General features: G+C 70.4%; 15 protein-coding genes and 1 pseudogene. 12 read left to right on the forward strand and 4 right to left on the reverse strand.

Annotated elements, in window-relative coordinates:
• Nucleotides 1–124 precede the first annotated feature (124 nt).
• The 11 genes and pseudogenes from EZH22_RS14635 (at nt 125) to EZH22_RS14685 (ending at nt 15,223) form a co-directional block, all read left to right on the forward strand.
• Nucleotides 125–2,422 carry a TonB-dependent receptor gene (locus EZH22_RS14635; RefSeq protein WP_203196293.1) on the forward strand — a complete coding sequence of 766 codons (2,298 nt, stop codon included), beginning with the start codon at nt 125–127 and terminating at the stop codon, nt 2,420–2,422.
• Nucleotides 2,422–2,817 (forward strand): hypothetical protein, encoded by a 396-nt coding sequence (locus EZH22_RS14640; RefSeq protein WP_203196294.1) that lies wholly within the window; start codon nt 2,422–2,424, stop codon nt 2,815–2,817. The genes EZH22_RS14635 and EZH22_RS14640 overlap by 1 nt, the downstream gene beginning before the upstream one ends.
• Nucleotides 2,814–4,061: an MFS transporter gene (locus EZH22_RS14645; protein WP_231711479.1), complete on the forward strand. Its 1,248-nt coding sequence runs from the start codon at nt 2,814–2,816 to the stop codon at nt 4,059–4,061. The genes EZH22_RS14640 and EZH22_RS14645 overlap by 4 nt, the downstream gene beginning before the upstream one ends.
• Nucleotides 4,062–4,214: 153 nt before the next feature.
• The gene (locus tag EZH22_RS31820; RefSeq protein ID WP_231711480.1) at nt 4,215–7,355 is read left to right on the forward strand and encodes a DNA translocase FtsK; all 3,141 of its coding nucleotides are present in this window, start codon (nt 4,215–4,217) and stop codon (nt 7,353–7,355) included.
• Between the two features lie 407 nt (nt 7,356–7,762).
• Nucleotides 7,763–8,041: a helix-turn-helix domain-containing protein gene (locus tag EZH22_RS14655; protein WP_203196295.1), complete on the forward strand. Its 279-nt coding sequence runs from the start codon at nt 7,763–7,765 to the stop codon at nt 8,039–8,041.
• Nucleotides 8,038–10,058 (forward strand): annotated as a pseudogene (hyfB, locus tag EZH22_RS14660) (hydrogenase 4 subunit B). The gene EZH22_RS14655 and the pseudogene hyfB overlap by 4 nt, the downstream one beginning before the upstream one ends.
• Nucleotides 10,049–11,002 (forward strand): respiratory chain complex I subunit 1 family protein, encoded by a 954-nt coding sequence (locus EZH22_RS14665; protein WP_203196296.1) that lies wholly within the window; start codon nt 10,049–10,051, stop codon nt 11,000–11,002. The pseudogene hyfB and the gene EZH22_RS14665 overlap by 10 nt, the downstream one beginning before the upstream one ends.
• 2 nt (nt 11,003–11,004) lie before the next feature.
• On the forward strand, nt 11,005–11,685 hold the full coding sequence (locus EZH22_RS14670; RefSeq protein ID WP_203191327.1) for a hydrogenase-4 component E: 681 nt from the start codon (nt 11,005–11,007) through the stop codon (nt 11,683–11,685).
• Nucleotides 11,682–13,151: a hydrogenase 4 subunit F gene (locus EZH22_RS14675; protein WP_203191328.1), complete on the forward strand. Its 1,470-nt coding sequence runs from the start codon at nt 11,682–11,684 to the stop codon at nt 13,149–13,151. The genes EZH22_RS14670 and EZH22_RS14675 overlap by 4 nt, the downstream gene beginning before the upstream one ends.
• A gap of 9 nt (nt 13,152–13,160) precedes the next feature.
• The gene (locus EZH22_RS14680) at nt 13,161–14,702 is read left to right on the forward strand and encodes a hydrogenase large subunit (RefSeq protein ID WP_203191329.1); all 1,542 of its coding nucleotides are present in this window, start codon (nt 13,161–13,163) and stop codon (nt 14,700–14,702) included.
• A gap of 8 nt (nt 14,703–14,710) precedes the next feature.
• A complete protein-coding gene (locus EZH22_RS14685; RefSeq protein ID WP_203191330.1) occupies nt 14,711–15,223 on the forward strand; it encodes an NADH-quinone oxidoreductase subunit B family protein in 513 nt (170 codons plus the stop codon).
• A gap of 400 nt (nt 15,224–15,623) precedes the next feature.
• Here EZH22_RS14685 and adh read toward each other — a convergent pair whose 3' ends face one another.
• Nucleotides 15,624–17,144, reverse strand: coding sequence for an aldehyde dehydrogenase (gene adh / locus EZH22_RS14690; protein WP_203191331.1), 1,521 nt, complete (start codon nt 17,142–17,144; stop codon nt 15,624–15,626).
• 258 nt (nt 17,145–17,402) lie between these two features.
• On the opposite strand from adh, the gene EZH22_RS14695 reads away from it, so the two are divergent.
• Nucleotides 17,403–19,322: a sigma-54-dependent Fis family transcriptional regulator gene (locus EZH22_RS14695; RefSeq protein ID WP_203191332.1), complete on the forward strand. Its 1,920-nt coding sequence runs from the start codon at nt 17,403–17,405 to the stop codon at nt 19,320–19,322.
• Between the two features lie 4 nt (nt 19,323–19,326).
• Here EZH22_RS14695 and EZH22_RS14700 read toward each other — a convergent pair whose 3' ends face one another.
• The 3 genes from EZH22_RS14700 to EZH22_RS14710 all read right to left on the reverse strand — a co-directional run bounded on the left by EZH22_RS14700 (nt 19,327) and on the right by EZH22_RS14710 (nt 22,399).
• On the reverse strand, nt 19,327–20,517 hold the full coding sequence (locus tag EZH22_RS14700; protein WP_203191333.1) for an alpha/beta hydrolase family protein: 1,191 nt from the start codon (nt 20,515–20,517) through the stop codon (nt 19,327–19,329).
• Nucleotides 20,518–20,750: 233 nt separating this feature from the next.
• Nucleotides 20,751–21,308, reverse strand: coding sequence for a winged helix DNA-binding protein (locus EZH22_RS14705; RefSeq protein ID WP_231710962.1), 558 nt, complete (start codon nt 21,306–21,308; stop codon nt 20,751–20,753).
• Between the two features lie 95 nt (nt 21,309–21,403).
• Nucleotides 21,404–22,399: a TRAP transporter substrate-binding protein gene (locus EZH22_RS14710; RefSeq protein ID WP_231710963.1), complete on the reverse strand. Its 996-nt coding sequence runs from the start codon at nt 22,397–22,399 to the stop codon at nt 21,404–21,406.
• Between the last annotated feature and the right edge of the window lie 14 nt (nt 22,400–22,413).

Genomic DNA, 22,413 nt, shown 5'->3' on the forward strand with positions numbered 1-22,413 from the left:
TCAGTCCAAGACAAGATGTGCGCCAGGGCCGAATGAATGCTGTAGCAGGCACGCATTCCGACTTTGCTTCCGTAAAGAAGGGTGTGGCTCCCTTTTCAGAACGACTTAAAACTGCGGGCCCTCCATGTTTTGCTCGACACCGGTTCGTCCGTCTGCCTTCCGCGCCGTCTCCGCCGCCTCGTGGGGGGCCAGCCACCGGGCCATCGTCGCCGCCCTGGCAGGGGTGTCCCTGGCCGGCGCGGCGTTTGCCGCGCCGGCGGTGGCGCAGGAGGAGAGCCAGGTTACCCTCGACACCATCACCGTCACCGCCGCCCGCGCCGACCGGCCCATTTCCGATGTGCCGCAGACCGTGCGCGTGATCGACCAGGCGGAGATCCAGGAGCAGCTCGAACTCACCAACAATGCGGCGGCGGTGCTGGCGAAGCTCATTCCCGGCTATTCGCCCTCCACGCAGACCATCTCCGGCGCCTCGGAAAATTTCCGCGGCCGCGACCTCCTGGTGATGATCGACGGCGTGCCGCAGAACACGCCCCTGCGCAACGTCTCGCGCCTGCTCGCGCTGGTGGATCTCAACGCCGTGGAGCGCATCGAGGTGGTGGCCGGCGCCTCCAGCCTCTACGGCTCGGGAGCCACCGGCGGCACGGTCAATTTCATCATGAAGAAGCCGCAGGACGGCAAGCCCACCGTCTCGGTCAACACCGCCCTGCGCTTCTTCACCGCCGACCCCGGCAATTCGCTGGCGCCGGAGGTGTCGGCCACGGTCACCGGCGGGCAGAACGGCTTCGACTACCTGTTCACCGGCACCGGCACTTTCGCCGACCGCACCTATGACGGGGCCGGCAACGAGCTGCCCTCCGACGGCATGCTGGGGCAGGGCGGCGGCGACCGCTTCGGGCGCGGCAATTTCTTCGCCAAGCTGGGCTACAACTTCGATCCGACCAAGCGCTTCGAGGTCTCCGCCAACTGGGTCTACCTGCAGCAGAACCCGCAGTGGATGACCACCTATGCCCTGCCTTATGCCCGTCCCGATTTCGGTAATTTCTACACCGGCCAGCCGGTGCTGGAGGACACCAAGTCCTACGCCGCGAAATACACCGACACCGCCTTCGCCCTCGGCAACCTGACGCTGCTCGCCTATTACAACGATGTGAAGAAACGCTTCAACTACAGCGCCTTCGATATCGACTACAACGGTGCTGTCTATTATTCCGGCAATCTGGGCCATCCCACCTCGCTCTTCAACCAGAGCGAGCTTTATTCCGAGCGCACCGGCCTTAATCTCACCATCGACACGCCGGTCTCCTTCTACGAGGGCGCGACCTTCACCTGGGGCGCCGACGTCGGCCACGACAAGACCTGGCAGACCCTGACCAACGGCCAGGAGATCTTCACCCCCCTGACCCAGGTGAACTATGCCGGCTTCGGCCAGCTCCAGGTGCCCATCGGCGATCGCCTCGTGGTGCGCGCCGGCGCCCGCTACGAGCTGCTCGACCTCACCGTGGACGACTTCATCCGCCCGGCGGTGTTCGTGGGCTTCTCGGGCCTTGGCTATGCGGTGCTGCCGGACCTGCCGGTGACCGGCGGCGAGTACCAGTATTCCGCGCCCACCTTCAATCTCGGCGCCACCTACAAGCTCACCGAGACGAGCGAGCTCTATGGCGGCTTCAGCCAGGGCTTTGCCCTGCCGGACATCGGCGCCTTCACCCGCCGGGCCGGCGCCTCGGGCGCGGCGCAGATCCTCTATTACGGCTGCTATCTGGGCGCCGGCCCGCTGCCGCCGGTCAACTATACCTGCCCGAAGCAGCGCACCCTGTCCTATGACGACCTCGGCATCGAGGCGCAGATCGTCAACAATTACGAGCTGGGCATCCGCGGCAGCATCGGCGCGTTCCGCGGGTCGCTGGCGGGCTTCGTCTCCACCTCCGAGGAGGGGACCAACTTCATCGCCTCCACCAACCAGGTCTCCCAGCAGAAGGAGATGATCTACGGCGTGGAGGCGACGGCCGAGTACCAGTTCACCGCGCAGTTCAAGATGGGCGCCAACGGCACCTTCCGGGAGGGCCGCTGGGACAGCGACGGGGACGGGGAGCTCGACGCCTTCCTGCCCAACAACCGCATCGCCACCCCGGTGCGCGGAACCTTGTGGGGCGAGTACCGCTTCGAGGTCGGCACGGTCCTGCGGCTGGAGGCCGAGGCGTGGTCCGGGCGCGACGTGTTCGACGGCACCGGCATCTACGAGATCCAGAGCGGCTACACCTTCAACGCCGCCATCAGCCACCCGTTCGGCGGCGGGCAGGCTTATGCCTCCGTCAGCAACCTGCTCGATGCGGACTACGAGAACCCCTCGGCCACCGCCACGCGCAACCTGCCGGTGAATGCCTGGGGGCGGACGGTCACCATCGGCTACCGGACGACCTTCTGATGGTGCGGCTCGACGAGGAGGAGGGGGCGCTGATGGTGCTGCGTTTCCTCAAGCCCTACGGCGCGCAGGACGAGGAGGACTACCTCGCCGCTCTGGAGGCGGTCGGCGCGCTGCGCCGCCCCTTCCTGCTGATGACGGTGTTCGGCGGCGGGCCGGCGCTCAGCCGGGCCGGGGAGCGGCGGCAGGCCCTGTGGTTCAAGGCGACGCGCGCCCATCTCGACCGCCTGTGCCGGGCCTGCGCCATCGTCCGCCCCAATGCGGGGGAGGAGATGGCCCGCGTGTTCCGCCGCCTGTGGTCCTTTCCCCTCATCGCAACGCCGGACGAGGGGGAGGCGCGGGCCTTCCTCTCCGGCCATGCCGTCGCCGGCCCGCCGCAGGGAGCCGGCACCCCGTGAGCGCGAGCGATCTCGGCGATACCAAGGCTATCCCCGTCCCCGCCCGCGGCGGGCGGGCGCGGCTGTTCGTGGTGCTGGCGGGGCTCTACCTCGCCCAGTCCATCCCCAGCTACCTTCTTGTGGCGGCCATTCCGCCCATCCTGCGCGAGAACGGGGTGTCGCGCACCGCCATCGGCCTGCTCTCGGCACTGATGCTGCCGCTGGTGCTGAAGTTCCTGTGGGCGCCGTGGGTGGACCGGGTGCGGCCCATCCCCGGCATGCATCGCGCCGGTTGGGTACTCATCACCCAGAGCGGCACGGTGCTGGTGGTGGCCGCCTTCTCCCTCATCGCGCCGACCGACGTGTGGGCTTTCTTTGCCCTTGGCATGGCGCTGGCGCTGTTGATCTCCACCCAGGACATCGCCGCGGACGGCTACGCCACCCGCCGCCTCGCCGCCGCCGACCGGCCGTTCGGCAACGCCATCCAGGGGGGAGCGGTGGCGCTGGGCGTGGTGATCGGCGGCACCGGCAGCCTCGTCATCTACCACCATTTCGGGTGGGGGCCGATGATCTGGACCATGGCGGTCCTGTCCCTGGTGCCGCTCGCGTCCGCCTTCGCCATGCGCGAGGACGACGTCGCGCCGTCCCCGAGCGCACCGCGCGCCTCGCTGAGCGCCTTCTGGGCGCGGCCGGAGGCGCGGGAGGTGCTGGTCATCGCCCTGATCTACCGGGCGAGCGAGGGGCTGGTGAAGGCCATGGAGGGGCCGTACCTCGTGGATCGCGGCGTGCCGCTCGACGTCGTCGGCTACTTGTCCGGCGGGGCGGCGGCCACCGCCGGACTGATCGGCTCGGGGGTGGCTGCCTACCTGATGGTGCGGCTGGGCGGCGCGCGGGTGCTCACCCTGCTGGGCGGGCTGCGCACGCTCTGCTTCGCCCTGTTCGCGCTCCACGCCTTCGACCTCGTCACCGGCTGGCCGGCCCTGTTCGGCGCCGCGGCGTTCCAGACGCTGATCCGCTACATGGAGATCGTCGCCCTCTACAGCCTGTTCATGGCCGCCTCCTCGAAGGACCAGCCGGGCACCGATTTCACCATCCTGGCCTGCGCCCAGCTCGTGGTCTACCTGCTGGGCTCGTTCGCGGCGGGGGCGATCGCGGACCGTCTGGGCTACGGCACCCTGTTCGCGCTCGCGGCCGTCCTTTCCCTCGCCGCGGTGGTGGATACCCGGCGGCGCCTTCTGGCACGCCGCGCCATCCCGGAGGGCTGAGCCCGCCGGGGCTTCGGCGCGTGCGGGGCCTCCGGCGGAATTGTCCACAGATGGAGGTATCATATGAGGCATGCGCGGCGGCGCAAACCTCCCCTTAACGTGCCTGGCCTAAGCCTCTGATCTCGGCGTCTATGCTGCGGACCGTGGATCAGCATGTCTTCCTACACCCGTCCCCCGAGACACTACGCATTTCCGCCCGACATGGCGGAGGAGACGGACGCGGAAGCGTCGTACGGCCAGGACTGGCCGGGCTACGATCGGCCCGGCTACGACCAGCCCGCCGGCTCCGCCGCCGCCTCCGAGGTGGACGAGCCCACCCACAGCTGGCTCAACCTCGACCTCGTTCCGAGCTGGCTGAGGCCGTTCACCCTCGACGCCAATACCCGCTTCACCCGGACGCCCGACCACTTCCTGCGGCCGCGCGATGTGGTGGTGGCGGCGCTGAGCTGCGAGATCTCCAATCGCGGCTGGCGGTTCGTGCTCGATCCGGCCGACGACCTCACCGCGTCCCCGCAGGTATCGGACGAGAGCGGGATCATCGAGCTTCCCGATTCGGCGACGCTGGCGGAAGCCGCCGCGGCCGTGTCCGGCGCGCCGCATCTGCCCGCCATGTGGCCCGGGCCCGACGTGCCGGCGGCGGCTGAGCTCTGGGGCGGCGATGCGTCCGTGGTGACCAGTGTCGCCCTTCTGCCCGACGCGGCGACCGAGGCCCTGGCGGAGCAGGTGGAAGCCCCCGCGCCGGAAGTCCCCGTGCCGGACGCCTCCCTGCCGGACGCGACGCCGGCAGCCGTCTTCGACGGCGCGGCGGCCGCTCCGGCGGATGCCCCTGCGGCCCTCGTGAGCGCCCTTGAGTCCGACCTGGATTCCCCGTTGGAGCCGGTTTCCGATGCTCCCGTCCCCGAAGAGGATGCGCCGGCGGCGCCGGCCTTGATCGAGATCGAGATCACGCCCGGCGAGCCGGAAACGGCCACGGCGCAGGCGGACCTTGCCGCCGCCGAAGCCGCCCCGTTGGAAGAGGCGCCGGCCGTGGATGCGGCCGACCATGTGCCGGAGACCCTCCTCGCGGTCGGCCGGCTCCTGCTCCTGGGCGCCGCGGCGGCGCCGCCGGAGGCCGCCGCCGATCAGGATCGGCAAGCCTGCGGGAGCGCAGCGTCGGCAGGTGCGGCGGGTGCCATCCTCCCCGACGCCAGCGCGGATGATGCCACCGGGACGACCGAAACGGGCGCCGATGCCGAAGTCGGCGACCTCGGCGCCGAGGTTGTGGAAGACCACGCCGGGTTCGAGGACGAAGCCGGCGACGACCTCGCGGAGGAGGACGTCGAGGCCGAGGCGGACGACCTCGATCTGGTCGCGGCGGACGACGAAGAAACTTCCGGAGACGACGAGATTTCCGGGGACGACGATGCCCTGGACGAGGCGGAAGACGACGAGGACGAGGACGAAGACGAGGGCGAGGGCGAGGCGATCATGCTCTCCGATGTGGACGAGCCGGAGCCCGTCGCTGCTGCGTCGTCCGCCCCGTCCGGGGATCCCTCCGACGCGGCGCCTGCCACCGCCGACGGTCCGTCGCATGATCCCTGGCCCGCCGTCTGGCGCCCTTACCAGCAGATGATCACCGCGCGCTTCCTCGGTGCTGCCGCGGCGCCGGGGCTCGCCGCTGCCGCAAGCGCCACCCCCGCCGCCCCGGCCGTTCCGCTTCCCGTCGCCGCCGCGAGCGTCGTGGATGAGAGCGTCGTGGATGCGGCGGACGCGGACGGTGCGGACGATGCGCCGGAGGGCTATCAGCTTCCGCCCATCGACCTCCTGCGCGAGCCGCCGGTGGTGGAGCCCGACTTCGAGCTCTCCGAGGAGTTCCTCGACCAGTCCTCCACCATGCTCCAGCAGGTGCTGCGCGACTTCGGCGTGCGCGGCGAGGTGATCGACGCCAATCCCGGCCCGGTGGTGACGCTCTACGAGTTCGAGCCGGCGCCGGGCGTGAAGTCCTCCCGCGTCATCGGCCTGTCGCCGGACATCGCCCGCTCCATGAGCGCGGTGTCCACCCGCGTCGCGGTGGTGGAGGGGCGCAACGTCATCGGCATCGAGCTGCCCAACCGGCGGCGCGAGACGGTGTGGCTGCGCGAGCTCCTGGCCAGCCAGGAGTTCTCCGAGACGCATCCCAAGCTCGGCTTGTGCCTCGGCAAGACCATCGGCGGCGTGCCGATCATCGCCGACCTCGCCCGCATGCCGCATCTGCTGGTGGCGGGCACCACCGGCTCGGGCAAGTCGGTGGCCATCAACACCATGATCCTGAGCCTGCTCTACCGGCACACGCCGGAAGCCTGCCGGCTGATCATGATCGATCCGAAGATGCTGGAGCTCTCGGTCTACGAGGGCATCCCGCATCTGCTTACCCCCGTCGTCACCGACCCCAAGAAGGCGATCATCGCGCTCAAGTGGGCGGTGAAGGAGATGGAGGAGCGCTACAAGAAGATGAGCCGCCTCGCCGTGCGCAACATCGACGGCTTCAACGCCCGGGTGAAGGACGCGGCGGAGAAGGGCGAGGTGATCACCCGCCAGGTGCAGGTCGGCTTCGACAAGGAGAGCGGGGAGGCCCTGTTCGAGGAACAGGCGATGGACCTGACCCCGCTGCCCTACATCGTCGTCATCGTCGACGAGATGGCCGACCTGATGATGGTGGCGGGCAAAGAGATCGAGGGCGCCATCCAGCGCCTCGCCCAGATGGCCCGCGCCGCCGGCATCCACCTGGTGATGGCCACCCAGCGGCCCTCGGTGGACGTCATCACCGGCACCATCAAGGCCAATTTCCCCACCCGCATCTCGTTCCAGGTGACGAGCAAGATCGACAGCCGCACCATCCTCGGCGAGATGGGGGCGGAGACGCTGCTGGGGCAGGGCGACATGCTGTTCATGGCCGGCGGCGGGCGCATCACCCGCGTGCACGGCCCGTTCGTGTCCGACGGCGAGGTGGAGAAGGTGGTGGCCTTCCTCAAGGCCCAGGGCAAGCCCGACTATCTCGACGAGGTGATCCTCGACGAGGCCGCCGAGGTGGACGACGAGGACGACGCGGTGTTCGACCGCTCCGGCATGGCCGAGGTGGGCGGCGATCTCTACGAGCAGGCGGTCGCCATCGTGATGCGCGACAGGAAGGCCTCCACCTCCTACATCCAGCGCCGGCTGCAGGTGGGCTACAACAAGGCGGCGAGCCTCATGGAGCGCATGGAGACCGAAGGCATCGTCGGCCCCGCCAACCATGCGGGCAAGCGCGAGATCCTCACCTTCTCGCGGCCGGATTGAGAGGCCGGCGAGGGCTCGAACCGGGCGGGCGCGTGCTGCCGCCTGGAGCGCGGGACAAAGGGCGGGGCGTGTCGCCGCCCCGGTCTCGCCCAGTCGCGCCGGGCCTTGCGTCCCTCGTCATGCCCCGGCTGGTCCGGGGCATCCACCGGGCCGCTTGAGCGCTGCGACCGGCCCGAGATCCGCCTCGCCACGGCGTGGATCGCCCGGACGCGCCGGACGATGACGGCGGTCAAGGCTTCGGGCTGCCCCTGTTCTCGCTGTCGTCCCTGCGTCTTCCCGGACCGGTCCCCGGGTCGGCGCCGCGTCCATACCAAAATGATGTTTTAAACATCACTATTGCATGTTGAAATCTCATAAAGCAGAGAGTATAGGGGAGAAATCACGCACCAGACGCTACCGATCCCGCCATGATCACAGCCGCCCAGCTCCGCGCCGCCCGAGCCCTTCTCGGCCTTGACCAGCGCGCCCTTGCCGGCCTGAGCGGGCTCTCCCTGCCCACCATCCAGCGCATGGAGGCGAGCGACGGGGTCATCCGTGGCAACGTGGATTCCCTGATGAAGCTCGTCGGCGCGCTCGATGCGGCCGGGGTGGAACTCATCGCCGAGGGAACGGCCAGCGAAAGCGGCGGTCGCGGTGTGCGGCTGCGGGCAACTGCCCGGCGCGCGGCCGCGGAGGGGCAGCCATGATCGGCGCCTCGTTCCAGCTCTTCGTGGTGCTCGGCGCCGTCGGCGTCCTGCTGCTGCTCGCGGTGGCGGGCGTTGCCCTTGCCGGGCGGCCGGCGGGGCGCATCCTGATCTATGGCGGCGCCCTCGCCGCGAGCGGCGTGGCTGGCCTCTCGGCGCTCACCGCCCTGGCGTCCGCCCCGCCGGGCTGGTCCTGCCGATCGGCCTGCCCTGGATCGGGGCGCACCTCAGGATCGATGCGCTCTCCGCCTTCTTCCTGTGCGTGATCAATCTCGGCGGCGCGGCGGCGAGCCTCTACGGCATCGGCTATGGCCGGCACGATCACGCGCCGCAGCGCGTGCTGCCCTTCTTTCCCGCCTTCCTCGCCGGCATGAACCTGGTGCTGCTGGCGGCCGACGCCTACAGCTTCCTGCTCAGCTGGGAGTTCATGTCGCTCGCCTCCTGGGCGCTGGTGGTGGCGCACGACAAGGAGCCGGGCAACGTGCGGGCCGGCCTCGTCTACATCATCATGGCCTCGTTCGGCACGCTGGCGCTGATGCTCGCCTTCGGCCTGCTCGCCGCCGGGACGCCGGAGGGCTATGCCTTCGACGCCATGCGCGCCGCCCCGCCCGGCGCCGTCGCCGCGGCGGTGGTGCTGGCGCTGGCCATGCTAGGAGCCGGCTCCAAGGCCGGCCTCGTGCCGCTGCATGTGTGGCTGCCGCTGGCCCACCCGGCGGCGCCCAGCCACGTCTCCGCCCTCATGAGCGGGGTGATGACCAAGGTGGCGGTCTACGGCTTCATCCGCATCGTCTTCGACCTCTCCGGCCCGCCGGCCTGGTGGTGGGGCCTGCCGGTGATGGCGGCGGGCGGGGTGGCGGCGGTGATCGGGGTGCTCCAGGCCCTGCTCCAGAGCGACGCCAAGCGCGCGCTCGCCTACTCGACCATCGAGAATATCGGCTTCGTCTTCGTCGCCCTCGGCCTGGCGCTCGCCTTCCGCGCCAACGGATTTGCCGCCGCCGCGGCGCTGGCGCTCACCGCCGCCCTGTTCCACGTGCTCAACCACGCGGCGATGAAGGGGCTCTTGTTCTTCAGCGCCGGGGCGGTGCTCACCGCCACCGGGACGCGGCAGATGGACCAGCTCGGCGGCCTCATCCATCGCATGCCGGTGACGAGCGTGGTGGCGCTCATCGGCTGCGCCGCCATCTCGGCTTTGCCGCCGCTCAACGGCTTCGTGTCCGAATGGCTGATTTTCCAGGCGGTGCTGCTCAGCCCGGACCTGCCGGCCTGGGGCCTCAGGCTGATGGTGCCGGCCATCGGCGCGCTGCTGGCGCTGGCCGCGGCGCTGGCGGCGGCGTGCTTCGTGCGCTTCTACGGCATCATCTTCCTCGGCCGCCCGCGCAGCCCGAGCGCCGCCGGGGCGCAGGAGGTGGACGCCTTCTCCCGCGCCGCCATGATCGCGCTGGCCGGCGTCTGCGTCGCCGCCGGGCTGCTGCCGGGCCTCGTCATCGACGCGCTCCAGCCGGCGGTATCAGGCCTCATCGGCCACCGCATGCCGGAGCAGAGCTCGGTGGCGTGGCTCTCCATCATCCCGGTGGCGGAGAGCCGCAGCTCCTATAACGGCCTCTTGGTGTTCCTCTTCACCGCCTTCTCGGCGCTGGCGGCGGCCTATGTGATCCATCATCTGGCCTCCGGCGCGGTGCGGCGGGCTCCACCCTGGGACTGCGGCTTTCCCGATGCCAGCCCGCTGACCCAGTATTCCGCTGCCTCCTTCGCCCAGCCCATCCGCCGCGTCTTCGCCCGCTCCCTGTTCGCGGCGCGCGAGCGCGTGGAGATGCCGCCGCCGGGCGCGCTTACCCCGGCGCGCTTCACCGCAACCGCGCGCGACCCCGCCTGGGCCTTCCTGTTCGTGCCGCTGACCAAGGCGGTGGGGGCGGTGGCCGAGCGGGCGAACCATCTCCAGTACCTCACCATCCGCCAGTATCTGGGCCTCGTCTTCTCCGCCCTGGTGCTGCTGCTCCTGGTGCTCGCCCTATGGACCTGATCGCCAACTTCCTGGTGCAGGGCACGCAGATGCTGCTCGTGCTCGCTTTGGCGCCCCTCCTCACCGGGGTGGTGCGCAAGGTGAAGGCGCGGCTCACCCGCCGGCGCGGCGCCCCGGTGCTCCAGCCCTACCGCGACCTCGCGCGGCTGATGCACAAGGAGGCGGTGCTGGCGCAGAACGCCTCGTGGCTGTTCCGCTGCGTGCCCTATCTCGTCTTCGCCGCCACCTGGGTGGCGGCGGCGCTGGTGCCCACCTTCGCCACCGGCCTCATCTTCTCCTGGTCGGCGGACCTCATCGCCATCACCGCGCTGCTCGCCTCGGCCCGCTTCTTCCTGGCGCTGGCCGGCATGGACGTGGGCACGAGCTTCGGCGGCATCGGGTCGAGCCGGGAGGTGATGATCTCCTCTCTTGCCGAGCCGGCGCTGATCATGATCGTGTTCTCCCTCGCTTTGGTGGCCCATTCGACCCAGCTCTCCACCATCGCCCAGGTGATGCTGGCGGGCGTCGGGCTGCGGGTGTCGCTGGCGCTGGCCCTGGTGGCGCTGCTGATGGTGGCAGTGGCGGAGAATGGGCGCATCCCGGTGGACAATCCGGCGACCCATCTTGAGCTCACCATGGTGCACGAGGCCATGGTGCTGGAATATTCCGGGCGCCACCTCGGGCTGATCGAGCTTGCCTCCCAGCTCAAGCTGCTCCTCTTCCTCTCCCTCGTCGCCTGCGTGTTCCTGCCGTGGGGACTCGCGCCGGCGGGAGCGGGCATCGGCGGGTTCGCGCTGGGCATGGCGACCTATGCGCTGAAGCTCGGGGCGGGGGCGGTGCTGCTCGCCGTGTTCGAGACCTCCATCGCCAAGATGCGGGTGTTCCGCGTGCCGGACTTCCTCGGCGCGGCGCTCATGCTCGGCTTGCTCGGAACGCTGCTGCTGTTCGTGTCGGGGATCCTGTGATCATGGAACACGCGATCTCCGCCAATCTCGTCTTCGACGTCGCCCACCTGTTCGCCGGCTCCCTGGTGCTCATCAGCTTCCTGATGCTCTACCAGGACCGCCTCTATGCGCTGCTCAACGTGTTCGCGCTGCAGGCGGTGGTGCTGTCGCTCTCGGTGGCGTGGCAGGCCTATGCGCAGGACGCGCCGCACCTCTACGTGACGGCGGTGATCGCGCTGGCCTTCAAGGCGCTGATCATCCCGGTGGCGCTGCACCGCATGGTGGCGCGGCTCGGCATCCACCGGCAGGTGGAGACGGTGGTCTCCATCGGCCCCACCATGCTCGCCGGCATCGCGCTGGTCGCCCTGTCCATGGTGGTGATGCTGAAGGCCACCAGCGGCGATGCCGATGCGCTCGCCCGCGAGGACCTCGCCTTCGCCCTGTCCGTGGTGCTGCTCGGCCTCTTGATGATGGTGACGCGGCGCAACGCGGTGAGCCAGGTGGTGGGTTTCATGTCGCTGGAGAACGGCCTCATCCTCGCCGCCACCGGCGCCAAGGGCATGCCGCTGGTGGTGGAGATTTCCGTCGCCTTTTCCGTGCTCATCGCCTTCATCGTCATCGGCATCTTCCTGTTCCGCATCCGCGAGCGGTTCGACACGGTGGACGTGGACGCCCTCGACCGTTTCCGGGGAGGGCGGCCATGAGCCTTGTGTCCGGCCTCCTGAGCGGCCTCGTTTCCGATCCGGCTCCGGTCATCCTCGCCATCCCGGCGGTCACGGCGCTGCTGCTGGCGCTCGTGCCGTCCTACCGGGTGTCGGCGGCGCTCAATGTCACCGCCTGCGGCCTCACCTTCCTGTGCGCGCTGGCGCTGCTGGCGGCGCCGCGCATCGCCGGGCCGTTCCTCATCGTCGACGACCTCAACATCGTGTTCGTGGTGCTGAACACCTTCGTCGCCTTCACCACCAGCGTGTTTTCCGCGAGCTACATCGCCCACGAGCTGGAGACCGGCCGGCTGACGCCGCTGCACCTGCGCTTCTACCATGCCATGTACCAGGTGCTGCTGGCGGCCATGACGCTGGCGCTGCTCTCCAACAATCTGGGCGTGATGTGGGTGGCCATCGAGGTGGCGACGCTCACCACCGTGCTCATGGTCGGGCTCTATCGCACCGAGGCGGCCATCGAGGCGGCGTGGAAGTATTTCATGCTCGGCTCGGTGGGCATCGCGCTGGCGCTGTTCGGCACCATCCTCGTCTACATGGTGGCCCAGCCGGTGGTGGGCGAGGGTCCGGACGGCATGATCTGGAGCGTGCTGATGAAGCGCGCGCGGGATTTCGACCCCGGCCTGCTCAACGTGGCCTTCGTCTTCCTGCTGCTCGGCTACGGCACCAAGGTGGGCCTTGCCCCGCTGCACGCCTGGCTGCCAGATGCCCACTCGGAAGGCCCGACCCCCATCTCCGCGGTGCTGTCGGGCCTGCTGCTCAACGTGGCGCTGTTTGCGGTGCTGCGCTTCAAGCTTTTGATGGCGTCGCATCCCGGCACGCTGGCGCCGGGGCCGCTCTTGATGGCCATGGGCCTCGCCTCGCTGCTGCTGGCCGGCTTCATGCTGTACCGGCGGCGCGACATCAAGCGCCTGTTCGCCTATTCCTCCATCGAGCATATGGGCCTCATCGCGTTTGCCTTCGGCATCGGCGGGCCGCTCGCCAATTTCGCCGGGCTGCTGCACATGACCATGCACAGCCTTACCAAGTCGGCCATCTTCTTCGCGGTCGGCCATGTGTGCCAGGTGAAGGGCACGCAGAAGCTCGCCGACATCCGCGGGCTCACCACCTCCCACCCGGCGCTCGGCTGGTTCCTGGTGGTGGCGGTGGCCGCCATCGCCGGGCTGCCGCCGGCCGGCGTGTTCATGAGCGAGTTCCTGCTCGTCACCTCCGCCTTCGCCAGGATGCCGTTGCTGGCGCTGCTGCTGGTGGCGGGGCTGCTGATCGCCTTCGGGGCGCTGATGCTGAAGCTGTCCGACATCGCCTTCGGCGCGCCCAGCCCCGGCACGGCGAAGGTGAAGGCGAGCTATGTGCCCCTGGGCGTGCATCTCGCCCTGGTCCTCCTCGCCGGGCTCTATCTGCCGCCGCCTCTGGTGGCATGGTTCCGGCACGTGGCCGCGCTGTTGGGATAGGGAAGCGCCATGGATGCCTTCACCCAGCTTTTTGAGAAGGGCCGCAACGGACCCTGCCGCCCCTGGCCGCGCGTCGAGGTGAGCGCGGCCGAATGGACCGCCCTCACCGGTCATCTCGTTGCCGGCGACCTCGTGCTGATGGGCCTGTGGGGCGATGCGGGCGTGGTGCACATGGCGCTGCGGGAAGAGGGCGGCGGCCGCCTCGCCGTCGCCACCTGCCCCTGCCCGGATGGCACGTTTCCCTCGGTGGCGCGCCATCACGCGCCGGCGGCGCGGCTGGAGCGCACCGTGCGCGACCTGTTCGGCCTGGTGGCGGAGGGCGCGCCGGACCCGCGCCCCTGGCTCGACCACGGCCGCTGGGGCGTGCGCCATCCGCTCGGAACGAGCGTGCGCGCGGAGCCCGCGGGCGATGCCAACGTCGTCCTCGCGGCGGATGCCTATCCTTTCCTCGCGGCGGAAGGGGAGGGGCTGCACCAGATCCCGGTGGGGCCGGTGCATGCCGGCATCATCGAGCCCGGCCATTTCCGCTTCTCCTGCTACGGCGAGACGGTGGTGCGGCTGGAAGGGCGGCTCGGCTACGTCCACAAGGGCATCGAGGGCCTCATGGCCGGCGCCGACATTGCCCAGGCGGCGCGCCTCGCCGGGCGGCAGAGCGGCGACAGCACGGTGGCCTATGCCCTCGCCTTCTGCCGCGCGGTGGAGGCGGCGCGGGGCATCGTGGTGCCGGAGCGCGCCCACGCGCTGCGCGCCGTGATGGCGGAGCTGGAGCGCCTCGCCAACCATCTGGGCGACATCGGCGGCATCTGCAACGACGCCGCCTTCGCCCTCATGCTGGCCCATTGCGGGGTGCTGCGCGAGCTGGTGCTGCGCGCGTCGGCCCGCGGCTTCGGCCATCGGCTGATGATGGACAAGGTGGTCCCCGGCGGGGTGGCGTGCGATCTGGCGCCGGAAGGCGTCGCCGCGCTGCGGGCGCTGGTGGCGCATGTGCGCGCCGCCTTCCCGGCGCTGGTGGAGCTCTACGACAACACCGCCTCGCTGCAGGACCGCACCGTGGGCACCGGCTTCACCCGGCCGGACCATGTCCGCCAGTTCGGCGCGGGCGGCTATGTGGGCCGGGCCTCGGGCCGTGCCTTCGATGCCCGGCGCAGCCTGCCCTATCCGCCCTATGACCGCCTGCCGTTCGAGGTGGCGGGGCGCACGGAGGGCGACGTGAACGCGCGGGTGTGGGTGCGCATCCGCGAGGTGGAGGAGAGCCTCGGCCTCATCGTCCGCCTGCTCGACACCCTGCCGGCCGGGCCGGTCCTGGCCGAGCTGAACGGCACGGGAGAGGGGCGGGCAGGGGAGGGCCTCGCGGTGGTGGAAGGCTTCCGCGGCGACGTGCTGGCCTTCGTTGCGCTGGGCGCCGGCGGGCGGGTGCGGCGCGCCCACCTGCGCGATCCGTCCTGGTTCCAGTGGCCGCTGCTGGAGACCGCCATCGAGGGCAACATCGTCGCCGACTTCCCCTTGTGCAACAAATCCTTCAACTGCTCCTACTCGGGCGTGGATCTCTAGGGGGCGCCATGCGCAAGCTTCTGCTCCAGGGCCTCTTTAAGGCCCCCCTCACGGAACGCGCTCCCGAGGACGACGCGGTGGCGCGGCTCGCCGCCGAGCTCGACGGGGCGGCGCGCGCGCGGCTCGGGCGCAGCCTGTCCATCCGCGAGGTGGATGCCGGCTCGTGCAACGGCTGCGAGCTGGAGATCCATGCGCTCGGCAACGCCTTCTACGACCTCGACCGGTTCGGCATCCGCTTCGTCGCCTCGCCACGCCATGCCGACGTGCTGCTGGTGACCGGGCCGGTATCGAAGAACATGGCGGAGGCGCTGAAGCGCACCTATGACGCGACGCCCGGCCCGAAATGGGTGGTGGCGGCCGGCGATTGCGCGATCAACGGGGGGATCTTCGCCGGGAGCTATGCCTGCGCCGACGGTGTGGGCGCGGTGGTGCCGGTGGACTTGCGCATCCCCGGCTGCCCGCCGTCGCCGGTGGACGTGCTCACCGGGCTGCTGGCGCTGGTGGAGGCGGGGAAGGGCTGACGCAGTTCTTCACGTCCCAAGGCAGACTTGCGCCCTGTCGCATCCCGGCCGACTGGAACGGTGCGTAGCGCAGCGGAAGGAGAGCCGGGGCCTAGCGCAAAAAAGTCGCCGAAGGCGCTTCGTTTTCCAACCGCCGGCAAGGTATTGCCCGCTTCGCCGACTCCTCTCCTGGGCCCCGGATCGGCGCTCCGGCTGCGCCGTCGCTGGTCCGGGGAACGGTTGGCTGCCGCGAATGAAGGCGCGTCCCGGCCGCCATCCGACGCCGGAGATCCGGGGGAAACGGATCTCCGGTCTGCGCGCATGCGGTCGGCCCTCCGTCTTGCAGGGATGAAGAAAGGCCGGAGGGGCAGGGCGGAGCGGCCCCGCCACCCCCGGAGGAGGCCCCGGGAGGGGGTCGCGATCAGAAGAAGCCGAGCTTCTTCGGGCTATAGCTGACCAGGAGGTTCTTGGTCTGCTGGTAGTGGTCGAGCATCATCTTGTGGGTCTCGCGCCCGATGCCGGACTGCTTGTAGCCGCCGAACGCCGCATGGGCCGGATAGGCGTGGTAGCAGTTGGTCCACACCCGCCCTGCCTCGATCTCGCGGCCCATGCGGTAGGCGCGCGAGCCGTCGCGGGTCCACACGCCGGCGCCGAGGCCGAACAGCGTGTCGTTGGCGATGTGCAGAGCCTCTTCCTCGTCCTTGAAGGTGGCCACCGACACCACGGGTCCGAAGATCTCCTCCTGGAAGATGCGCATGTTGTTGGTGCCGAGGAAGACGGTGGGCTTCACGTAGAAGCCATCCGCAAGCTCGCCCTCAAGCATGTTGCGCGCGCCGCCGGCCAGCACCTGCGCGCCCTCGGCCTTGCCGATGTCGATGTAGGACAGGATCTTGTGCATCTGCTCGGACGAGGCCTGCGCGCCGAGCATGGTCGCGGGATCGAGCGGCGAGCCCTGGGTGATGGCGGCGACGCGGGCCAGCGCCTTCTCCATGAACTTGTCGAAGATGCTCTCCTGCACCAGCGCCCGGCTCGGGCAGGTGCACACCTCGCCCTGGTTGAGGGCGAACATGACGAAGCCCTCCACCGCCTTGTCGAGGAAGTCGTCGTCGTGGGCCGCCACGTCCTCGAAGAAGATGTTCGGCGACTTGCCGCCCAGTTCCAGCGTCACCGGAATGAGGTTCTGGCTGGCATAGCCCATGATGAGGCGGCCCGTGCCGGTCTCGCCGGTGAAGGCGATCTTGGCGATGCGGGTGGAGGAGGCCAGCGGCTTGCCGGCCTCGAGGCCGAAGCCATTGACGATGTTGAGCACGCCGGGCGGCAGGAGGTCTCCGATGAGTTCGGCCACCAGAAGGATGCTGGCGGGGGTCTGCTCGGCCGGCTTCAGCACCACGCAATTGCCGGCGGCGAGGGCCGGGGCGAGCTTCCACACCGCCATCAGGATGGGGAAGTTCCACGGGATGATCTGGCCGACCACGCCGAGGGGCTCGTGATAATGGTAGGCGACGGTGTCGTGGTCGATCTCGGAGAGCGCGCCTTCCTGCGCCCGCACGCAGGCGGCGAAATAGCGGAAATGGTCGATGGCGAGCGGGATGTCGGCGGCGGTGGTCTCGCGGATGGGCTTGCCGTTGTCCCAGGTCTCGGCGCGGGCGATCAGGTCGAGGTTTTCCGCCATGCGGTCGGCGATCCTGTTGAGCACGAGGGCGCGCTCGGCGGCCGAGGTGCGGCCCCAGGCGCGCTTGGCCGCGTGGGCGGCGTCCAGCGCGCGCTCGATGTCGTGCTCGTCGGAGCGTGCCACCTCGCAGATCACCTTGCCGGTGATGGGCGAGATGTTCTCGAAATAGCGGCCGTTCACCGGCTCGACGAAGGCGCCACCGATATAGTTGCCGTAGCGCGGCTTGAAGGGCGAGACGTGCTGGCTGGACAGAAATGCGGGTTTGTTCATTTTTTCCTCCCGTTGCTGATGTGCTCCAGGTCTGCAGCCCGCGTGCCAGATCTCGCGCGCCCCGCGGCCGGCTTTATTGCAGTGCGGGAAGATGCTGTTGGTGAAGGATTTTGTTCACCGCTGCCGAGGCGTGCCCGAAGGTCGGGTGGACGGCGGGCGAATATTCGTGCGAGACTGTCGCCCATAACAACAAGAGCTGCGACACCTGTTGCAAATTGCGACAGGTGCGCCGGGGAGCGTAGCGAACCGAGGGACGAGATGCCGATTGCCGCCGCCCCCGCACCACCGCCGGATGCCGTTCTTGCGGCCCGGCGCCGCTTCTTTTCCGGCGCGCCGGTTACCGAGGACGCGCTCGCGGTTCCCATCCTGAGATCGTGGACGCGCTGCGCCGAGCGGGGGATGCCGGTGGCCGGCCGGTTGCGCGCCGAGCCGCTCACCGAGGCGGAGCTTGCCGTCCGGCGCGAGCGCCACGAGATGCTGCGCCGCCGCTGCCGTCCGGAGCTGGAGGCGCTGCACGCGGCCGCCAGCGCGTCCGACAGCATCGCCATCCTCACCGATCCGGTCGGGCTGGTGCTCGACACCGTGGGCGCCGCCGGCTTTGCCGATCGGGCCGCCCAGGTGGCGCTGCGGCCCGGTGTCAGCTGGAGCGAGGCCGAGACCGGCACCAACGCCATCGGCACCGCTTTGGTGGAGCGCCGGCCGGTGGAGGTGCGCGGCGCGGAGCATTACGCCGAGGCTCACGGCATCCTCACCTGCGCCGCCGCGCCCATCCACGATCCCTTCGGCGAGCTGATCGGTTTGCTCGACCTGTCCGGACCGGCGAGCGTGCCGCATCTGCATGCGCTGGCGCTGGTGCAGCTCGCTGCCGACCAGGTGGAGCACCGCCTGTTCGAGGGGGCGTTCCCCGGGCACAGCCTGGTGCGCTTCCATCGCGACCCGATCTATCTGGGCACGGCGCGCGAGGGCATCCTCGTGTTCGAGGATTACCGTCTCGTCGCCGCCAACCGGCCCGGCCTCGCGCTGCTCGGCCTCGGCTGGGATGCGCTCAAGGCGCATCGCTTCGGCGACCTGTTCGAGGGCAGCCTCGGCAAGGCCGGCGAGGAGCGGCGGGCGCGCACCGCCCGCGGCGACGTCGTCCTGCGCCTCGAGCGGCAGGGAGCGCCGGCCGCCGCGCGTCCCGCCCGGCGCGAGAGCGTGGCCGCGGTGCCCGCCGGCCCGCGCTTCGATGCGCAGACGGAAAAGGACCTGGGCCGCGCCGTGCGCCTGCTGGAGGCCGGCGTGCCGGTGCTGATCCAGGGCGAGACCGGCGCCGGCAAGGAGGTGTTCGCGCATCAGATGCACCTTTTGAGCAGCCGCTCCGGGCGGCCGTTCGCGGCGGTGAACTGCGCGGCGGTGCCCGAGGGCCTGATCGAATCGGAGCTGTTCGGCTACGAGGAAGGTGCCTTCACCGGCGCCCGCCGCGCCGGCTTCAAGGGGCTGTTCCGCGAGGCGGACGGCGGCGTGTTGTTCCTCGACGAGATCGGCGACATGCCGCTCTCCCTGCAGAGCCGCCTGCTGCGCGTGCTCCAGGAGCGGGAGGTGACGCCGCTGGGCGGCGGACGGCCGATGAAGGTGGACTTCGCCCTCATCTGCGCCTCCCACCGCGACCTCAAGCAGCGGGTGGAGCAGGGCGCCTTCCGCGCCGACCTCTATTTCCGCATCGCCCAGTACACGGTGACGCTGCCCGCCCTGCGCACCCTCGCCGACCGCGAGGCGCTGGTGGCGCGCATCTGGCGGGAGCTGGCGCCGGCGGGGGAGGCGACCGCGCCCAGCCTTTCGCCGGACTGCCTCGCGGCGCTGGCGCGGCACGACTGGCCGGGCAATTTCCGCCAGCTGGTGGGGGTGTTGCGGGTGCTGCGCGCCCTGGCCGAGCCGGGGGAGGAACTGGGCCTTGACGCTTTGCCCGCCGACATCCGGCCGGCTCCGGCCGCGGGTGCCTGCGCTTCCCCGTCGCCGGCGTGGTCGGGCGGAGCGACCATGGCGGCCGCGGGGGACCTTGGCGCCGTCACCCGCGCGGCCATCGAGGCGACCCTGGCGGCGAGCGGCGGCAACATCTCCGAGGCGGCCCGCCGCCTCGGCATTCACCGCAGCACCCTTCACCGCCATCTCACCATGCAGGGCCCCGGCCGGGGCCGCTGAGGCCTTATTCCGCCGGCTGGCCTCCACCGTCCGCATCGCCGGCCGCATGGGCCGCCACATGGGCCGCTGCGCCGGCGGCCATCACCTCCGCCAAGGCGGGAATGATGATGCTGCGCATCTTCCGGCCGTAGAAGAGGGAGAAATGCCCGGCGCCGGGCAATGTGAGGCGGCGCCGCAGGCCGGCGGGCAGGTTCGGGCAGAGCGCGTGCGCCACCTCGGTCTGGGTCGGGGCGGAAATGTCGTCGTCCGCGCCCTCCACGGTGAGCAGGGCGGTGCGGGTGAGCGCGGTGCCGCGCGCCGGCCGTCCTCCCACCTCCAGCGTGCCGCGGGCGATGGCGTTCTGGCGGAAGATGGTGGCGACGTTCTCCATGAAGAAGGCGCCGTCCACGTCCATCATGTTCCAGCACAGGCGGGCGAGGGGGAAGCGCAGGGGATCGTCGCCGTCGTCGAAGGCGAGGCGCAGCGGCAGCTCCCCTCCGGACAGGCCCTGCCGCCACAGATAGAGGGCGAAGGTATCCACCTGCCGCCAGGCCGGGAAGATCCGCCGGCCGGCTCCGGGAAGCGCCTGCGAGACGGTCTCGATCACCTGCGCCTCCAGCGCCTCCAGCGAGCGCTCCTGAAGCACCCGCCACAGCCGCGTGGGGTTGCGCGCGGGATCGATGGGGCCGCCCATGAGCGAGAGGCTGGCCGGCGGCTCGCCGGCCTCGGCGAGCAGGCACGCGGCGGCGAAGGCCGGCAGCGCGCCCTGGCACACGCCCACCATGTGGACACCCTGACGCCCGGCCTCGTCCCCGTCGTCGCCGAGGGCGCGGGCCATCTGCGCCGTTTCCATGCAGTTCTCGGCGAAGCCGAAGCGCCCGGCGTCGAGCGGCACGTAGCGGGCGTCCGGCCACTCGGTGACGCCGACGGTATCCGCGATGCCGAGGAGGGCGACCACGAGGTCGCGCATGAGGAAGGGAAAGCCGCCGGCGATGGGCGCCACCACCAGCACCCGCCGGCCCGGCCCGGGCGCGGATGCGGCGTCGAGGCGGGAGAAGGTGCGCAGCTGGCCGAAGGGCAGGCGCGCCGCCACCGCGTCGCGCACCTCGCCCGGCCCGGCGTCGGCCCGGCCGATGCCGAACGGGCGGAACGCGTGCTCGCTCAGGCCCCCGTCTTCCGTGGGTCGACGCATGGGACGCAGGTCATCGAGCCACATGGAAAGCGATCCGTCCTCGGCGGACCCGTTTTGTGCCGGTCCGTCCTCGGAGCCCCTTCCGACCCGGCCGCGGTGCGGTCCGGCCGGAGGAAGGGTCTCTCATCCTCGGTTCGGGGAAGGGCTTGGCCGGGAAGGCCGTGACGGCCGGCTCGGAACCCGGGCCCCGTGGGGCGATGGGCCATCATAGACGCTCTGGCGCGCCGAACACCATGCCCCGAAGGCGGGGCCCGTCCTCAGAGGGAGGCGGCGGCGCGCGCGGCCTGGTCGTAGTGGCCGGAGAGGGTGCGCATGAGGGCGGCGATCTCGCTCAGCTTCTCCGGCGCGATGCCGGTGGCCGCCACGGCATTGGTGAGCAGCGCCTCGCGCACCTCGCGGTAGCGGGTGCAGGCCGCCTGGCCCCTGGCGCTGGCCGAGAGCGTCTTTTCCTTGCCCCGCCGGCCGGCGGTGACGAGGCCCAGGGCCTGGAGCTTCTTCGCCGCGTAGGTGACGAGGTGGGTGTCCTCCACGTCGAGCACGAGGCAGAGGTCGGCGATGGTCTTGGGCCGGTCGCGATGGACCACGTGGTGCAGCACCAGCACGTCGAGGGGGGAAAGGTCCGGCACCCCGGCCGCCGCCATGCACCGCACCATCCAGCGTCCATAGGCGTGGGTGAGCATGTTGAGGCCGAACTCGAACTCCGACAGGGCCGGCAGGGCGCCGTCGGCGAGATGGGCGGACGAGACGATGGCGGGGGCGGACGGGGCCTTCGCCCCCGCCTTGTCCGTTCCATGCCTGGGGTCGCGAGCAGTCACGTCGGCCTCGTGGCGGGCAGGAGAGGGGCCGCGGCCCCGCCATCCTCATGGGGGAAGACGGGGCGGCGGCAGCCGCCGCCCCCGCTATCGGGACCCTACTTCTTGTAGGCGTCGATCACCGCCTTGCCGTCGGCGCCCGCCTTGGCGAGCCAGGCGTCGGTGAGGGTGACGCCGATCTTCTCGAAGCCGGCCTTCAGCGCCGGGCTCGGCGGCGCGAGCTTCATGCCCTTGGCGGCGAGCTGGTCCATGTACGCCTTGGTCTTGGTCTCGGAGAGCGCCCAGCCGCGCTCCTCGGCGGCGGCGGCGGCCTTCAGCACGGCCTCCTGGGTGGACTTGTCGAGGGCGTCGAAGGCGGCCTGGTTCACGAACACGACGTTCTTCGGCAGCCAGGCCTGGATGTCGTAGAAATAGGGGATGCTCTCCCAGATCTTCACGTCCGTGCCGGTGGCGGAGGAGGTGATGAGGGCGGTGACGGTGCCGGTGGCCAGCGCCTGGGCGAGCTCGGCCTGCTGCACGGTGACCGCCTGCGCGCCCACCGCCTCGCCGATGCGCGAGGTGCCGGCGTTATAGGCGCGCCACTTGGCGCCCTTCAGGTCCTCGATCTTCTCCACCGCCGTCTTGGAGAACAGGCCCTGGGGCGGCCAGGGCATGGCATAGAGCACCTTGAGGCCCTGGGTGGCGAGCTTCTTCTCCACCGCCGGGCGGGAGGCCGCCCACAGCTTCTTCGAGGCGTCGAAGGAGGTGGCGAGGAAGGGCACGACGTCGATGCCGAAGATGGGGTCCTCGTTCTCGTGCAGGGAGATCAGCACCTCGCCCGCCTGGGCCTGCCCGGTCTGCACCGCGCGCTTGATCTCCGGCGCCTTGAACAGGGAGGCGTTGGGATGGAGCGTGATGGCGAGCTTGCCGCCGCTCGCCGCCTCCACGTCCTTGGCGAACTGGGCGAGGTTCTCGGAGTGCAGGTTGTCGGCCGGGTAGGCGGAGGGCAGGTTCCACTTGGTCTGCGCCATGGCCGGGCCGGCGAGGGCGACGGCCGCGAACACAAGGGCGCCGGGCGCGAGCGCCGGGCCCAGGATGCGCATCAATCCAGACATTCGTCGTCTCCTTC

The sequence above is a fragment of the Xanthobacter dioxanivorans genome, from assembly GCF_016807805.1.
Taxonomy (GTDB): Bacteria; Pseudomonadota; Alphaproteobacteria; order Rhizobiales; family Xanthobacteraceae; genus Xanthobacter; species Xanthobacter dioxanivorans.

What these genes read in the sequence shown, in the direction of transcription:
- EZH22_RS14635 (WP_203196293.1), top strand. Translation starts at nt 125, where the DNA reads ATGTTTTGCTCGACACCGGTTCGTCCGTCTGCCTTCCGCGCCGTCTCC.
- EZH22_RS14640 (WP_203196294.1), top strand. Translation starts at nt 2,422, where the DNA reads ATGGTGCGGCTCGACGAGGAGGAGGGGGCGCTGATGGTGCTGCGTTTC.
- EZH22_RS31820 (WP_231711480.1), top strand. Translation starts at nt 4,215, where the DNA reads ATGTCTTCCTACACCCGTCCCCCGAGACACTACGCATTTCCGCCCGAC.
- EZH22_RS14655 (WP_203196295.1), top strand. Translation starts at nt 7,763, where the DNA reads ATGATCACAGCCGCCCAGCTCCGCGCCGCCCGAGCCCTTCTCGGCCTT.
- EZH22_RS14665 (WP_203196296.1), top strand. Translation starts at nt 10,049, where the DNA reads ATGGACCTGATCGCCAACTTCCTGGTGCAGGGCACGCAGATGCTGCTC.
- EZH22_RS14670 (WP_203191327.1), top strand. Translation starts at nt 11,005, where the DNA reads ATGGAACACGCGATCTCCGCCAATCTCGTCTTCGACGTCGCCCACCTG.
- EZH22_RS14675 (WP_203191328.1), top strand. Translation starts at nt 11,682, where the DNA reads ATGAGCCTTGTGTCCGGCCTCCTGAGCGGCCTCGTTTCCGATCCGGCT.
- EZH22_RS14680 (WP_203191329.1), top strand. Translation starts at nt 13,161, where the DNA reads ATGGATGCCTTCACCCAGCTTTTTGAGAAGGGCCGCAACGGACCCTGC.
- EZH22_RS14685 (WP_203191330.1), top strand. Translation starts at nt 14,711, where the DNA reads ATGCGCAAGCTTCTGCTCCAGGGCCTCTTTAAGGCCCCCCTCACGGAA.
- adh (WP_203191331.1), bottom strand. Translation starts at nt 17,144, where the DNA reads ATGAACAAACCCGCATTTCTGTCCAGCCAGCACGTCTCGCCCTTCAAG.
- EZH22_RS14695 (WP_203191332.1), top strand. Translation starts at nt 17,403, where the DNA reads ATGCCGATTGCCGCCGCCCCCGCACCACCGCCGGATGCCGTTCTTGCG.
- EZH22_RS14700 (WP_203191333.1), bottom strand. Translation starts at nt 20,517, where the DNA reads ATGTGGCTCGATGACCTGCGTCCCATGCGTCGACCCACGGAAGACGGG.
- EZH22_RS14710 (WP_231710963.1), bottom strand. Translation starts at nt 22,399, where the DNA reads ATGTCTGGATTGATGCGCATCCTGGGCCCGGCGCTCGCGCCCGGCGCC.